Source organism: Pseudomonas sp. Marseille-Q5115, assembly GCF_916618905.1.
Classification (GTDB): Bacteria; Pseudomonadota; Gammaproteobacteria; order Pseudomonadales; family Pseudomonadaceae; genus Aquipseudomonas; species Aquipseudomonas japonica_A.
In genome coordinates this window covers 615,160-630,289 of the sequence record NZ_CAKAKI010000001.1, presented here as the reverse complement: position 1 = coordinate 630,289, position 15,130 = coordinate 615,160, and the positions used below count along the sequence as shown (strand labels likewise).

The 15,130-nt window shown below is 61.1% G+C and carries 13 protein-coding genes and 1 tRNA gene; 4 read left to right on the top strand and 10 right to left on the bottom strand.

Annotated features, from left to right (window positions below):
* Window positions 1-161: 161 nt before the first annotated feature.
* The 3 genes from LG385_RS02935 to LG385_RS02925 are packed head-to-tail and all read right to left on the bottom strand — an operon-like array spanning window position 162 to window position 6,143.
* A complete protein-coding gene (locus tag LG385_RS02935; RefSeq protein WP_225772263.1) occupies window positions 162-1,877 on the bottom strand; it encodes a diguanylate cyclase in 1,716 nt (571 codons plus the stop codon).
* A 40-nt stretch (window positions 1,878-1,917) separates the two neighbouring features.
* Window positions 1,918-3,546 carry a methyl-accepting chemotaxis protein gene (locus LG385_RS02930; RefSeq protein ID WP_225772261.1) on the bottom strand — a complete coding sequence of 543 codons (1,629 nt, stop codon included), beginning with the start codon at window positions 3,544-3,546 and terminating at the stop codon, window positions 1,918-1,920.
* Window positions 3,543-6,143, bottom strand: coding sequence for an EAL domain-containing protein (locus tag LG385_RS02925; protein ID WP_225772259.1), 2,601 nt, complete (start codon window positions 6,141-6,143; stop codon window positions 3,543-3,545). Before LG385_RS02925 ends, LG385_RS02930 begins: the two co-directional genes overlap by 4 nt.
* Before the next feature lie 342 nt (window positions 6,144-6,485).
* Between LG385_RS02925 and LG385_RS02920 the strand changes: the two genes are divergently transcribed.
* Window positions 6,486-6,707: a hypothetical protein gene (locus LG385_RS02920; RefSeq protein WP_225772257.1), complete on the top strand. Its 222-nt coding sequence runs from the start codon at window positions 6,486-6,488 to the stop codon at window positions 6,705-6,707.
* 403 nt (window positions 6,708-7,110) lie between these two features.
* Here LG385_RS02920 and LG385_RS02915 read toward each other — a convergent pair.
* The 5 genes from LG385_RS02915 to dapA all read right to left on the bottom strand — a co-directional run bounded on the left by LG385_RS02915 (window position 7,111) and on the right by dapA (window position 10,806).
* Window positions 7,111-7,200, bottom strand: a tRNA-Ser gene (locus LG385_RS02915).
* 93 nt (window positions 7,201-7,293) lie between these two features.
* On the bottom strand, window positions 7,294-8,004 hold the full coding sequence (gene purC, locus LG385_RS02910; RefSeq protein ID WP_225772255.1) for a phosphoribosylaminoimidazolesuccinocarboxamide synthase: 711 nt from the start codon (window positions 8,002-8,004) through the stop codon (window positions 7,294-7,296).
* 30 nt (window positions 8,005-8,034) lie between these two features.
* Complete coding sequence (locus LG385_RS02905; RefSeq protein ID WP_225772253.1) at window positions 8,035-8,793, bottom strand: MBL fold metallo-hydrolase; 759 nt, start codon at window positions 8,791-8,793, stop codon at window positions 8,035-8,037.
* A gap of 1 nt (window position 8,794) precedes the next feature.
* Window positions 8,795-9,910: an outer membrane protein assembly factor BamC gene (gene bamC, locus LG385_RS02900; protein ID WP_225772251.1), complete on the bottom strand. Its 1,116-nt coding sequence runs from the start codon at window positions 9,908-9,910 to the stop codon at window positions 8,795-8,797.
* Window positions 9,911-9,927: 17 nt separating this feature from the next.
* Complete coding sequence (gene dapA, locus LG385_RS02895; protein ID WP_181111461.1) at window positions 9,928-10,806, bottom strand: 4-hydroxy-tetrahydrodipicolinate synthase; 879 nt, start codon at window positions 10,804-10,806, stop codon at window positions 9,928-9,930.
* Between the two features lie 247 nt (window positions 10,807-11,053).
* Here dapA and LG385_RS02890 point away from each other — a divergent pair, with 247 nt between their 5' ends.
* Window positions 11,054-11,614: a glycine cleavage system protein R gene (locus tag LG385_RS02890; RefSeq protein WP_168085969.1), complete on the top strand. Its 561-nt coding sequence runs from the start codon at window positions 11,054-11,056 to the stop codon at window positions 11,612-11,614.
* 10 nt (window positions 11,615-11,624) lie between these two features.
* The gene (locus tag LG385_RS02885) at window positions 11,625-12,089 is read left to right on the top strand and encodes a peroxiredoxin (protein ID WP_225772249.1); all 465 of its coding nucleotides are present in this window, start codon (window positions 11,625-11,627) and stop codon (window positions 12,087-12,089) included.
* Window positions 12,090-12,125: 36 nt separating this feature from the next.
* Here the strand turns inward: LG385_RS02885 and LG385_RS02880 are convergent, their stop codons facing one another.
* Together LG385_RS02880 and LG385_RS02875 are read right to left on the bottom strand one after the other, a co-directional pair.
* Window positions 12,126-13,196, bottom strand: coding sequence for an AI-2E family transporter (locus LG385_RS02880; protein WP_225772247.1), 1,071 nt, complete (start codon window positions 13,194-13,196; stop codon window positions 12,126-12,128).
* Window positions 13,197-13,217: 21 nt separating this feature from the next.
* Window positions 13,218-13,457 carry a sulfurtransferase TusA family protein gene (locus LG385_RS02875; protein WP_181111458.1) on the bottom strand — a complete coding sequence of 80 codons (240 nt, stop codon included), beginning with the start codon at window positions 13,455-13,457 and terminating at the stop codon, window positions 13,218-13,220.
* Between the two features lie 181 nt (window positions 13,458-13,638).
* Here LG385_RS02875 and LG385_RS02870 point away from each other — a divergent pair, with 181 nt between their 5' ends.
* Entirely contained in the window at window positions 13,639-15,072 is a 1,434-nt protein-coding gene (locus LG385_RS02870; protein WP_225772245.1) for a M48 family metalloprotease, read from the top strand.
* Window positions 15,073-15,130: the final 58 nt, after the last annotated feature.

Here is a 15,130-nt window from a genome sequence, read left to right as displayed (position 1 = left end):
AACGTTGGAAAACCCACCCTTGGCCCTGAATGTCAGAGTGGAAAGGGCAGACGGGTAAATGGCGTAAACAAACGGACGGCATTATGGGCCAGGCGATGGGAAACACAACTGGGCCCGCGGCCTCTTTGCTGTGGTTCAACGTTGCCCCAAGGCGCCGCCGCTCAGCCGATTGCATTCTCCGGCAGCTCGGTAGAACCCGCCTCAACCACTCGATCGCGGCCATTCGCTTTCGCCTGATACAACGCCTTGTCGGCCAGCCTGATCAGGTCGCGGGCTTCCGAGCCGGCCAGTTCGGTTGAAGAGACACCGAACGATCCTGTGACAAACAGCGTCTGTCCATTTTCGGTAACCGCTTGGGCACGAATGGCGTCGCAGAGCTGCCGTGCCCGCTTCACCGCGTTCTCGCTTGAGCAGTCAGGCAGGATCAACACCAGTTCTTCTCCGCCGTAACGGCAGGCAGTGTCAGACAGGCGAAGCGTCTGGCTGATCAATCGGGCCGTGGCTCGCAACACGGCATCCCCTGCGGCGTGCCCATAGTGATCGTTGACCCGCTTGAAATGATCAAGATCGACCATGATCAGGCTTAGCGGCACCTGGCCGCGCTTCGCCCTGGCAAGCTCACGCTCCAGTGTCTCTTCCATGAACCGGCGGTTGAACAGCCCTGTCAGCGGGTCTCGAATGGACCGGTCATGCAGGGCCGCCCGCAGTTTGACGTTGGAAAGCGCCAATGCCGCCTGCTCGCCGATCGCCTTGGCAATATCACGCTGAGGGTCTGTGAAAGCGGGCTCCATTGAGGTGAGGTGCAGCATCCCCAGGATCTCGCCATAGGCAATCAAAGGCAGGCACAGCTGCGAACGGGGCCCCTCATTGTGGGACATGCAGGCTGAATGTTTGCAGGGAATGGTTACGCCATGACTACCGGCTTCATGGGCTTGCCCCCGCCTGAGTGCCCAGCACGCCTGGGGTGCAATGTTGCTTTGCGAATTCTCCAGATCGCCCCAGGTTGCGCCTGGTTCAAGCAGGTCGGCCGAGTTGCGGTAGAGGTAAACGGCGCCGGCGGTTTTGGGCAGCAACAGCTGGCAATAGCGGGCGGTGACTTCCAGGCCCTCATCCAGGCTCATTTCGGTTTGCAGCAGGTGCGACATTTGCCCAAGCAGGGAGATCTCAGCGTTGCGTTGCTCCAGCGACGCTATCCCAACTTCAAGCTTGAGCGATACATCCGCGGCTTGGATGGCTGAGCTTTCGGCTACCCAGACCGCGCGGCGCATGGTCGAAAAAAGCCAGCCCAACAGGCAAAATGTCAGAAGGGTCCCGGTCAGGGACACCACGACCGCGACCACTGCCTTTTGCATCATTTGCCGATCCAGCACCGTTGTTTCCTGGAGCTCCTGTTCGGTGAGCTGATCGATATCCCGGCGCACCTTGTCCATCAGTTGCTTACCGCGCCCTGCCCTCACAACCGGCATGACAGACTCATAGCCCTCTTCCCGACGAAGCTGCAGCGTGCTGGCCAGGTTATCCATTTTCAGCCGGACATCCCCCAGCAGAGGAGCAATCTTCTTCTCCTCACGCACAGTGACGCTGCTGTAGAGCCGGTTCAGGTTTTCAAGCTCGACCGGGAGTAGCTCCTTTGTGGCGTAATACGGCTGCAGGAAGTTCTCGTCGCCTGTGATGATATAGCCGCGCTGGGCAGTCTCCGCCTCAACGACCAGCTCCAATACCTTCCTCAGGGAGGTGAGCTGAAGTTCGACTGTGGCCCGGTGATCGCGGGTTTCCCCTAACCAGCTCAGGCACAGCGGGGCAATCGATGCATTGAACGCGATGATCAGGCCTGACGTCACCGCAGCGATCCGAAGGCTGGGTTTCCTGTAGTCCATTAGTGCGACGACCTTCCGCCAACGGGATAACGCTGAATGCTCATACCTTGAACTGCTCTACCAGGTGACTCAGGTCCACCGCCAATCTGGAGAGCTCCGCAGTGGCGGTAGAGGTCTGGCGAGCGCCCTCGGACGTTTGTCCCGAGAGGTCTCGAATACTGACCAGGCTTTGATCCACCTCGCGGGCCACTTGGGCCTGCTCTTCGGCAGCTGTGGCAATCAACGCGTTTCGCTCGTTGATCTGGCCGATCGATTCGGTAATTGCAGTCAATGCGTGCCCAGCACCTTGAGCCTTGCTCAACGTCGACTGGGCCTGCTCACTGGTGGCCTGCATCGAACCCACTGCGGCCTGCGTTCCGCTCTGGATGACCTCAACCATTTGCGCAATTTCCTGGGTCGAGTTCTGCGTGCGGTGCGCCAGTGCGCGGACTTCATCCGCAACCACGGCGAAGCCACGTCCGGCTTCGCCGGCGCGTGCGGCCTCGATCGCGGCATTAAGCGCCAGCAGGTTCGTTTGCTCGGCAATGGTGCGAATGACTTCGAGCACCTTGCTGATTGCACCGGCGTTCTCGGCCAGGGTCTGTACGCTGCCAGAAGTGGACTCCACGGTAGACACCATCTGGTTGATGGCCTGGACGGTTTCAGCCACCCGGGACCTGCCGTCTTCGGCCGCGCGCGTCGAGCGTGTCGCAGCGTCAGAAGCGGCCGCGGCGTTACCCGCGACCTCGTCAACGGCCGCGCTCATCTCGGTCACGGCAGTTGCCGCCATCTCGATCTCGCTGTTCTGGCGTTGCAATCCACGCCCTGCGTCTTCGGTCACGGCGTGCATCTCTTCCGAGGTAGCGGCCAGCCGGGTTGAGGAATCTGCAATCATGGCGATAGCCTCGCGCAGCTTTACCTGCATATCCGCCATGGCCTGCATCATGCGGGCCGGCTCATCGGTGCCTTCGACTGTGATGGGCTGGCTCAGGTCGTTGGCGGCAATGCGCTCCGCGGCGGTGACCGCTTGCTGGATGGGGCGGGTCAGGCTGCGCGTAAAGAGCATCGCCAAGCCTATCGACGCGGCAATTCCAACGAGAATGAAAACAAGTACGACAGTAACCGCCGATGCATAGGCGGCCCGAGCCTGGGCACCGGCCCGCGCGGCCTTCTCGGTATTAGCCTTGATAAGGTTGCTCAAGGTCGCTTCAATCCCATCGGCGTTTTGCCGCATATCCGCTGCGGAAAAGGCTACAGCGGCTTCAAAATTACCCGCCGTCACGATGTCAGTATAACGGTCCAATTGTGCCTCGTAGGCAGCCGTCTGCTGCTTCAGCGCGTTCAACGCTTCTCGGCCTTGCGGGGTTATGATCAATTGCTCGATTTGACGCATCGCCTCTTCGATTCGCGCCCGATTCTGCCGTACGTCCTGCGCCGCCGCGGTTCTGCGTTCTACCGGCTCAACCGGGTTGCGCAACCGGGCGTTGTTGGCGCGAATGCTGACAAACTCCCTGTCCAGCACACCCAGCAGACGAATACTAGGCAGCACATTGGTTTCGACGAAGCGCTCGGCTTCGTCCAGTTCCTTGGCCTTTTGCAAGGACACCAGCCCTAGCAGAATCAATATCAGGCAGATCAAACCAAAGAAAAGCGCGGCGCGGGGGCCGATGTTCATTCGACGCAGGTTCATTCCGTAGTTCCTTTTGCGGTAAAACGATCAGGCGAAGCACACGTCTCGGGGTAGATCTGTGAGAATCCCTGTAGCTGCGAAAGGTCTTTTAATAGGTTTAGTGACAGGGGCCGACCTAGCAGGTAGCCCTGGGCCTCATCACACCTTACGGTGCGCAGGTCTCTGAGTTGCTCGTCCGTCTCGACGCCTTCGGCCGTTACCGTCATGGTTAGCGCGTTGCCCAGGCCAATGATGGATTCAATGATCGCGAGACCGGTTTCGCGCGTATCGCCGTGAAGGTCTGCGATGAAGCTGCGATCGATCTTGAGTCCGTCAAACGGGTAGGTGCGCAGGTAACCCAGTGATGAGTAGCCCGTGCCGAAGTCGTCCATGGAGAGCCTGACCCCCAGCGTTTTCAGCTCGTTCATGATGAGCAGCGCCGAGGCGGAATCGTCGAGCAGTACGGTTTCGGTGATTTCAAGCTCCAGCCGGGCAGGTGCCAGGCCGCTGGCTTTCAGCACGCTCCGAACCCGCCCAACCAGATCGCCGCGCTGAAACTCTACGGGGGAGAGATTGACCGACACGGTCAAATGTTCGTCGAGCGATAAGGCCGCTTCACAGGCGGTTTTCAGCACCCAATCGCTGAGGGGGACAATCAACCCCGTTTCCTCCGCCACCGGAATGAATTGATCAGGCGCAAGGCGACCTCGCACCGGGTGGTTCCAGCGAACCAGCGCTTCAGCGCCACAGAGCACTGGACCGTCCACCTTGAAACGAGGTTGGAACTCCAAAAACAGCTCGCCGTTGCGCAGGGCCCTGCCCAGATCAATTTCCACCTGGCGCCGCTCAAGCACCCGCTCATGCATTTCCTGGACGTAGAGCTGCCAGGTGTTGCGCCCAGCAGCTTTGGCTTCGTACAGCGCGATGTCTGCGTAACACAGAAGGTCCTCGGCCTGGCGACCGTTAGCGCGCGCGACCACTACCCCGATGCTCAGGCCGACCGACAGCTCATGCTGCCCTTGCAGCATGGGTTGATTGATGGAGGCGAGGATGCGTTCACACAACCGCTCTATGTCATAGCCGAAAGGAAGGTGGTCAATCACCATCACGAACTCATCTCCACCCAGCCGGGCAACGAGGTCCCCTTCGCGCACGCAGTGCCGGAGCCGATTGGCCACTTCGCACAAGACGCGATCCCCCGTGGCATGGCCCAGCGTGTCATTGATCGGCTTGAAACGGTCCAGGTCCATGCTCAAAACATAGATCGGCTCGCTCCGATTCGCGAGCCTGGCGCGCAGGTAGCTTTGCAGATAGCTGCGGTTGGCCAGACCTGTCAGGGCATCGTGCTGTGACATGTGCTCGATTCGCTGCTTGGCCTCGACCGCTTCCGTGACGTCGTTGACCGTGCCCCGGTAGCCGACCAAGGCTTCGCCTTCGATGATCTGGCGAACCGTGAGCAGGGCATGTCGCCGGAGCCCCTCGGCATCGAAATATGAGCATTCCGCTTGATGCCGGATCGCTGCAGCCTTGCTATCGGCCGCAGCCAAATGGAAAAAAGTCTCTGTCTCTACATTCAGCCGCTCGCAAAGCTGTTGCCCCAGCCACTGGCTCGCGGGGTACCCCGTCATGGCGGTGAAGCGGTCTGAGAGAAACGAAAGCTGACCCTCCCGATCGGTTTCCCAAATCCAGTCCGAGGACGCTTCACTGACGGAACGAAATCGCAGTTCGCTGCGCAATAGCGCGTCCTGACTGGCGTCAAACTCAAGGGCTGTACGCATCATTCGTCGCTCGATGAACCACAGTACGAGCGCGAGCAGCATCGCGATCGTCCCAAGGATAGGCAGGAGCGCACGCAGGAATGCGTCCCCTGGATGCTCAGGCGTCCAGTGCAGGCGAAACCTCATGCCAATTTGTGATTGGAGGACAAGAAAGGGGTCGACACCCGGGCGGTCTATATAAACGTCTACCTGCAGATTCTGTACATCGAAGCTCTCACCCAGCTTCGGGACGTCCAGAACGTCCACGAACAACGCGACGGGCATCTTTGAGAGCGCCGCTTCTTCGGTTTCCTCCACCGGCTTGATCACTGCGGCGTACACCACAGCGGGCTGGCCGTTGACTAGGTAGTAGCCAGACACCGTTTCGTCGTCTGCGGCTTTCTCATGGGCAAGCTGGGTCAGACGGGCCAGATCGCCCGTAATGTATTGAGCGGCGGAGATGTTACTGATTTCGCCATTGATGACTGCATAGCGAGTATCTTGGGCGGGACCTACGATAAAGACTCCCTCCAGCGAATAATTGGAATACAGCCCCGGCCCCATATTGTCTCGGGTAAACGCCCAGTCTCGGTCTACCTGCTCGCCCCCGACATGCTGGTAAGCTTCGTTCCAGAAGGAGTAATCGCGGATGGTTGTTTCGATCAGGCGCCGGTCCGCCTTGAGACCCCGCTCCACGTCGGCCACGCTGTGCCTGGCTTCAAGCAGGTTTTGCTCCCGGGCAATGGACAGCAATGCTGCAATCGCGAGAAGGAAAAGCGTGGCAATGATGCCCGCAAACGTGCGCGCAAACCTTCGGGTGACCTTTGAGTGACTACGGACACCGGCAGCGATAGAACCCATGACTACTACCTAGAGAAGTGATGAGGCCCCTGTCCCAAGGTAGACGGCCCCTTGCTGACTTATCGGCAGTGGATGGGATTTAGTGAGTTCGTGCGTGTTAAATGGCCTTGCCCCACGCTGAATGGATGATCAAACGCTACCGGGGCTTCATCTTTTCGCGCCAGTAGCGCCGCTTACAGGACGGGGCAGAGACGCAAGGCTCCAATGGGACTATAGGAAGGGCCTGAAGATATAGCGCCAAGCCCTAGATAGACACGCCCCTGACGAAGGGTGTGAACTCCTTGAAGTGGGATCCCTCAGAGTACAACTGCCTTTGATAACTGGTGTATGGCGATGGACTACATGACTTCAATTCAATCCACGACTTCCGACATGATGCGTTGGAATGCGTTAGTAGCCGATATCCAGACAGCTGTGCACCCGACCACGGCGCTGGAAAAGGCCGCTGAAGCGAGGGGCTATCTACGCTGCCTGTACGATGTTGGCCTGATCGGTGCCTTCCAACGCAACCGCATGGCGACCCGGCTTGAGGAAGCATGCGCAGAACGCGCCGAGCCGGTCTGAGGGCTGTCGGAACGGACGTTAATTTTTGCCTATGCCAGGGCTGCGGGCGACATAGCATTTTCCCCGAGCAATAGCAGCGGCTCGGCGGTGCCACTGTCAGTGGACACAATACTGTCGCTGTTCAGGGCGTTTTACGAGCACGAGCGATGGACGCGCCATCACGGACCAACTTCAATCTGATATGGGGTTGCTTGTCTGTCTCAGGCTTGTGGCAAGGCGTCGAATAACCTTGCCCTCGTCAAGACGGCGAATGGCTCCAAACTAGCCCATGCGATTACTTGCATTGCGCTTCAAATACGAGGCGAGCAGGATTGAGAACTCAATCCAGAGTAGTACAACTGAGTAGTATAATCGAAAAACAAAAAACCCCGCAGACCGTTGATTTGCGGGGCTTTTCTAGATATGGCGGAGAGATAGGGATTTGAACCCTAGGTACTGTTGCCAGTACAACGGATTTCGAATCCGTCCCGTTCGACCACTCCGGCATCTCTCCAGTGGCGCGCATGATAGCAGCAGTTTCGCTTGAGGCGAAGCCCCCTACGCAAAAAAAACCGCGTGCTATCAGGCGCTTGCGTGAGCGCTGCGCTTACAGCGGCACGCCCAGGCGTTTGGCGACTTCTTCGTAGGCTTCGATCACGTCACCGAGGCCCTGGCGGAAGCGGTCCTTGTCCATCTTCTTGCGGGTTTCCTTGTCCCACAGGCGGCAGCCGTCGGGGCTGAACTCGTCGCCCAGTACGATCTGGCCGTGGAACACGCCGAATTCCAGCTTGAAGTCCACCAGCAGCAGGCCGGCGTCGTCGAAGAGCTTGTTCAGCACTTCATTCACCTTGAGCGACAGCTGCTTCATGGTTGCCAGTTGCTCGGCGGCGCCCCAGCCAAACGCGACCACGTGGGATTCGTTGATGAAGGGGTCGCCCATGGCGTCGTTCTTCAGGAACAGCTCGAAGGTGGACGGCACCAGCTGCTTGCCCTCCTCCACGCCCAGGCGCTTGACCAGGCTGCCGGCGGCGTAGTTTCGCACCACACATTCCACCGGGATCATGTCGAGCTTTTTCACCAGGCATTCGTTGTCGCCCAGCAGGCGGTCGAACTGGGTAGGCACACCGGCCTCTTCCAGCTTTTGCATGATGAAGGCGTTGAACTTGTTGTTCACCATGCCCTTGCGGTCCAGCTGTTCGATGCGCTTGCCGTCGAACGCTGACGTGTCGTTGCGGAACAGGAGGATCAGGCGGTCGGCGTCGTCGGTCTTGTAAACCGATTTGGCCTTGCCGCGGTAGAGTTCTTCGCGCTTTTCCATGAGGGGCTCCGCTAACTGTAAGTGGGCTGGCTAGGCTATGGCGCGCCAGTCCAGCCCTGATGCCTGATCCGCCAGCTGCAGCCAGGCTGAGTCGCACCCCAACGTGTCGACGAAGCATTGCCTGGCGCGTTCCGGCAGGTTGTTCTTCTGGCTGAGGTGGGCGAGCACGAGGTGCTGCAAGCCTTGCCATCCCAGTTCCGCCACCAGGTTCGCGGCCTGATGGTTGTTCAAATGTCCACGGTCCCCACCCACCCGTTGTTTCAGGTAGTAGGGATAAGGGCCGCCTGCAAGCAGGTCGCGGCAGTGGTTGGACTCGATCATCAACGCATCGAGGCCGCTGTAATGGTTCATTACCTTCGGGCACCACGAGCCCAGGTCGGTGAGCAGGCCGAAGCGCCGCTTGCCGTCGCTGAACACGTACTGCGTAGGCTCGCGGGCATCGTGTGCCACGCCTACTACCCGCACGTGCAGGTCGCCGATATCGAACGCATCGCCACAATGCACGGCACGGGCCGAAATAACCGGCTTGCGCAGCCCGCTGCGGGTGCCTTCGCTGAGGTACACCGGCACATTGTAGCGCCGGGAAAGCAGCTCTACCCCGTGCACGTGGTCGGCATGTTCGTGAGTGACCAGCACGGCCTTCAGCTGAGCGGGGTGTACGCCGAGCAACGCCATGCGCCGCTCGGTTTCACGCAGCGAAAAGCCACAGTCCACCAGCACCAGCGTGTTGCCACTGGAGACGAGCGTGCCATTCCCTTGGCTTCCGCTTCCGAGAACGGCGAAGCGCACGTTAGCCCAGGTTGTCCTGAATCACACTCAACACGCGGCGGGCTACATCAGCCGGGGCCACGGTGTTGATGTTCTTCTCGACGGTTACCTGCACAGCCTCGCCCACCTTGCTCAGGCGAACCTGATAGCGGTCGGCGCGGGCTTCGAGTTCTTCCTTGGTGGGCTCGTGACCGAACAGCCGGCCGAAGAAGCCAGGCTTATTGTCGTCGGCGCGGCCGCCCTTCTCGGCCAGGTTGATGTAGTACAGGCCAAGGCTGCGGTTGATGTCCTCGACGCGCCATTGCCCGCCCTGCTCCAACGCACGGCCAACGCTCGACCAGGCGCGGTCCAGGTCGGCGCCCACGGTGAGCACCGGGTTGCCGCTGCCGTCTTCGGTCATGGCGACCTGGCTTGGGGCGTCGAAGTCGCGAGCGGCCAGCAGGGACACCGAACCGCCCTTCTCGGCGCCACGGGTGAGGCTGGAAAGCATTTCGTCGACCAGGGTGGCATCCACGCCGCTGGTGGTGCGCGCGGGGAAAGCGACGTCTTCGGTGCTGCCAGCAGGGCGCTGGGCGCTTACCACGTAGATTTCACTGGTATTGCGCTGCACGCCGGGTTCGACACGCACCTGCAGGCGGATGTCGCCGTTCACGTCAGAGCCGCCACGCAGGCGTTGGCCCAGGTCGCTGCTCAGGCTGTCGAACGACTGCCACGCCGTGGTGAACTCGCCGGTTTGCACGCTTTCCTGGTCGATACGGAAGCCGTTGTCCTCGAAGAACTGCCGGGCCACTGGCCAGGCCTCGGCCGGTGGGCGCTGCGCCAGGATCCAGCGGCTGGCGGCGCTTTTCTGCAGGGTGAAGTCCCCGCTTTCGGCAACCACGGACAGCGGCTGCGGGCGCGGCACGTCGTAATCGTTGAGCGCGGTGTCGTCCGCCACATTACTTGGGATCGGCAACAGGGGATCGAGCCGCTTGCTGGTGGCCACGCCTTCCGGCAGGTTCATCGGTGCGGTGCGACGGGCTTCGAGGTAGTCGTTGCCACGGTCGCGGAAATAGCCGTGTTCACCCCAGAGCCAACCACAGCCACTGGTACTCGAAATAATGACAGCAAGGGCGGAAAGACCAGCCAAGCGCTTCATGCGTTGTACTTCCTCACTCAAACCAGAACGCCGGACTGGCGCAGGGCCTGCCGCAGCGGCTCGTGACAGGGTTCACTCAACCAGGTGAGCGGCAGGCGGATGCCTTCGGCCATCAGGCCCATTTCATGTAGCGCGAACTTCACCGGGATCGGGTTGGCCTCGAGGAAGAGATTCTTGTGCAGCGGCATCAGTTGTTCGTTCAGCGCGCGGGCGGTGGCGGCGTCGCCCTTGAGGGCGGCTGCGCACAGGTCGGCCATCTGGCGCGGCGCCACGTTGGCAGTTACCGAGATATTGCCCTTGCCGCCCAGCAGGATCAGTTCCACGGCAGTGGGGTCATCGCCGGACAGCAGGATGAAATCCTGGCTCATGCGGTCGAGGATGTCCTTGGCGCGTTGCAGGTCGCCGGTGGCTTCCTTGATGCCGATGATGTTCGACACCTTCGACAGCCGCGCCACGGTATCGGCCTGCATGTCGCACGCGGTGCGGCCCGGCACGTTGTAAAGGATTTGCGGGATGGCCACGGCCTTGGCGATGTGGCTGAAGTGCTGGAACAAGCCTTCCTGGGTCGGCTTGTTGTAGTACGGTGTGACCAGCAGGCAGGCGTCGGCCCCGGCATTTTTGGCGTTGGTGGTCAGCTCAACCGCTTCGCGAGTAGAGTTGGCGCCGGTGCCGGCGATAACCGGGATGCGCTTGTTGACCTGGTCCACGACCCGGCGGATAACCTCGATGTGCTCTTGTACGTCGAGGGTGGCCGATTCACCGGTGGTGCCGACGGCGACGATGGCATCGGTGCCGTTTTCGAGGTGGAAATCCACCAGCTTGCTCAGAGCGTCCCAGTCGAGATCGCCCTTGGCATCCATCGGGGTGACCAACGCCACCATGCTGCCCGCGTACATGCAACCGCTCCTGCCGGAAAAAGAGAGCGGTAATGGTACTGGCGCCACCGACCTTGCACAAGCGACGGCTCGGTTTCGAGCATTCCCACAGGCGGCGCTTTTCGCTACCCTTGACCCTTTGATCGACATGGGCGGGCGCCCTTGCCATGATCGCCCCGCCGGGCGGCCATTGCCGGCTCGTCCGCGGCGCCGGCCTTGCGTTCGGCTCCCCGCCTGTCTCGACCGCTCATCGCTTTAGGAAGGCTGCATGTCCACCCCACCCGTTCGCGAACAATTTCTCGTCCTCAGCGCCATGGGCCGCAACCCCATGGAGCTGACCAATGTGCTTTGCCGTGCCAGCCACGACAGCCGCTGCTCGGTGGTGACTTCCCGCCTTACCCGCCATGGCGAGTACAGCGCGCTGGTATTGCAGGTGGCTGGCAACTGGGATGCACTGGCCCGTTTCGAAGGCCTGCTGCCCGGCCTGGCCAAGCGCCACGACCTGCACGTGGATGTTGTGCGCAGTTCCACGCTCGAAAGCCGCCCACAGGCGCTGCCCTACGTGGCCTATGTGAGCTCGGTGTACCGTTCGGACATCATCAATGAGCTGTGCCAGTTCTTCATCGATAACAACGTGGAGCTGGAAAACCTTACCTGCGACACGTACCAGGCGCCGCAAACCGGCGGCATGATGCTCAACGCCACGTTCACCGTCACCCTCCCCGCCGGCGTGCAGATCAGCTGGCTGCGCGATCAGTTCCTGGACTTCGCCGATGCGCTGAACCTGGACGCGCTGATCGAACCATGGCGCCCTCAGAACCCTGTGTAAGGATCGTTTCATGGCCGTAGCCCTCGACCAGCCGGTGCCGGATTTCACCGCACAGGCCACTTCCGGTCACACCGTTTCCCTGTCCGAGCTGCGTGGGCGCAAGGTGGTGCTGTACTTCTACCCCAAGGACAGCACCCCTGGCTGCACCACCCAGGGCCAGGGTTTCCGTGACCTTCACCAGGAATTCGAAGCCGCGGGCACCACGGTGTTCGGCGTTTCCCGCGATGGGCTCAAGTCCCACGAGAACTTCAAGGCCAAGCAGGGCTTTACCTTCGAGCTGATCAGCGACAAGGACGAAACCCTGTGCCAGCTGTTCGATGTGATCAAGCTGAAAAAGCTGTACGGGAAGGAATACCTGGGCGTAGACCGCAGCACCTTCCTGATCGATGAACAGGGCGTGCTGCGCCGCGAATGGCGTGGCGTGAAAGTGCCCGGCCATGTGGCCGAAGTACTCGAGGCCGCGAAGCAAATGTAGGAGCCGGCGTGAGCCGGCGAACATTCCAGGGCTACGCTACAACAACGGCGCCACACCGCCCTGATTGCGCGGCCATGCCTCGAGCACGGCTTTCACCAAGGTAGCCAGGGGGATAGCGAAGAAGATCCCCCAGAAGCCCCACAGCCCACCGAACAGCAGCACCGCGCAAATGATCGCCACCGGGTGCAGGTTCACCGCTTCGGCGAACAACAATGGCACCAGCACGTTGCCGTCCAGGGCCTGGATGATGCCGTACACCACCATCAGGTAGATGAACTGATCGCCCCAGCCCCACTGGAACAGCGCGATCATCGCCACCGGGACGGTCACCACCACCGCACCTACGTACGGCACCACCACGGAAATACCCACCAGTAGCGCGAGCAGCGCGGCGTAGTTCAGGCCCAGGGCGACGAAGCCGATGTAGGTCGCTACGCCACAGATCACGATCTCGATGACCTTGCCGCGAATGTAGTTGGCGATCTGCCGGTTCATTTCCTGGGTCACGCGGGTGAGCAATGCGCGTTCTCGCGGCAGGTAGCCGTTGATCCAGCGGCCGATCAGCTCACGGTCCTTGAGAAAGAAGAACACCAGGATCGGCACCAGCACGCAGTAGATCATCAGGTTGACCAGGAACGGTACGCTGGACAGCGACAAGGTAAGCGCCCACTGGCCGAATTTGCCGATCTGGCCGCGTGCGGCCTCGATCGCCGCCAGCACTTGTTCATCCGTGACCACCTGCGGGTAGCGCTCGGGCAGCAGCAACAAGAGTGATTGCCACTTGCCGAGCATGCCGGGGAGCTCGTTGAACAGGGTGATGATCTGATGCCAGAGCAACGGCACCAGCACCAGCACGATCACCGTCAGCAGGCCCATGAACAGGGTGAACACCAGCCCTACCGCCATGGCCGGTGGCATGCGCCAGCGTTCGAGCTGCGCAACCAGGCCATGCATCAGGAACGACAGCACCATCGCCGCCAGCACCGGCGCGAGCATGCCGCCCACCGTGAGCACCACGGTGAACGCAAGCACCAGCAGCAATACCAGTACAACCGCTTCTTCATCCGAAAAGTAGCGCTGGGTCCAGTCCCTGAACAGCTTGTACATGCAGAATCCTTGGGCCGAAGGTCAGATCTTCTGTAGCCAGTAAGTGTAGGTCCCCGCCTGTGCCGATTCGCTCAACAGGGCGTTGCCGGACAGCTTCGCGAAGGTCCGAAAATCCCGCTGCGAGCCGGCGTCGGTGGCCACCACCTTGAGCACCCCACCTGTGGGCAGGCCATTGAGGGCCAGCTTGGCCTTGAGCAAGGGAAGCGGACAATTCAGACCGCTGGCGTCTACCTCGGCGTCACACTTTATTTCATCAACCATCGAAACCCTCACAAAATCGGTGTAGTGCACTGGTCATTCAGCCAAAGTGCCGCAGGGCAAGGGTACAGGAACTGCCGGAGCGCTTTCATGCCACGCTTTAAGCCGCTTGCCTGGCCTCGCGCGCTTGTAGCTCACCCCTTGCCATGGATACAGTACCCTTTTGCCGCCCAGAGTTTCGTGCATGACCCTTCTGCGCCCTACGCTGTTGGCCCTGGCCTGCCTTCTCGCCGTTCCCGCCCTGGGCGACGACCTTCCTTCCCTTGGCGACGCCAGCTCGGCGATCGTGTCCCCTGAACAGGAGCACGACCTTGGCCGCGCCTGGCTGAGCATGCTGCGCTCGCAGGTCAAGCAACTGCCGGATGCCCAGCTCAAGGACTTCGTTGAAACCAGCGTTTACCGCCTGGCCGAAACCAGCCAGGTACAGGACCGGCGGCTGGAATTCATCATCATCGACAGCAAGGAGCTCAACGCTTTCGCAGCACCCGGCGGCATTGTGGGGGTGAACGGCGGGTTGTTCCTGGGCGCCGAAACCGAAGGCGAATATGCCGGGGTGCTGGCCCACGAACTTGCTCACTTGTCTCAACGGCACTTCGCGCGTGGCCTGGAAGAGCAACAGCGGATGCAGTTGCCGATGATGGCTGCGCTGCTGGCAGGCGTGGTGATGGCCGCAGCGGGGGCCGGCGATGCGGGCATGGCGACGATATTCGGCAGCCAGGCGGCGGCGATCCAGAGCCAGCGCGGCTTCTCGCGGCAAAACGAAGCAGAAGCCGACCGCATTGGTATTCTCAACCTGCAAAAAGCCGGCTACGACCCCCGCAACATGCCCAACATGTTCGAGCGCCTGGCGCGGCAGTACCAGTTCGACGGCAAGCCGCCGGAATTCCTGCTGACCCACCCGGTGACCGAATCCCGTATCGCCGACACCCGCAACCGCGCCGAGCAGGCGCCCAAGGGCGGCAAGGAAGACAGCCAGTTGTACCAATTGATGCGCGCGCGGGTGCAACTGATGTACGAGGAAACCCCAGGCCTGGCCGCCAAGCGATTCCGTGCCCAGTTGGATGAGAACCCGAAGAACGACGTAGCCCGCTACGGCCTGGCCATTGGACAGGTGAAGTCCGGCCAGCTCAACGAAGCCCGGGAAAACCTCAAGCCGCTGCTTGCCGGCGCGCCCAACGACCTCACCTACAACCTGGCCGAAGTCGACCTGGACATCACCAACAATCGCCTGGCGGATGCCCAGCAACGGGTGGACCGGATGCTCACGCTGTTCCCGGCCAGTTACCCGCTGAATCAGGCCCGCATTGACCTGCTGCTCAAGCAAGGCCGAACCGCCGACGCCGAAAAGGGTCTGGATGCACTGCTCAAGGCACGGCCGGAAGACCCGGACGTGTGGTACATGGTTGCGGAAACCCGCGGCCAGAACGGCAACATCATTGGCCTGCATCAGGCCCGCGCCGAGTACTTCGCACTGATCGGCGACTTCCAGCAGGCCATCCAGCAGCTGGACTTCGCCAAGCGCAGGGCTGGTGACAACTTCCCGCTGGCGTCGCGCATCGACGCCCGGCAGAAGGAAATGATGGAGCAGGAGCGCGCGGTGAAAGAAATGATGCGCTAGGCCGCGCTCGCATAATTTGGTCGCCCGGCTGGCCGTTTCGCCAGCTTGAGCGATGCTT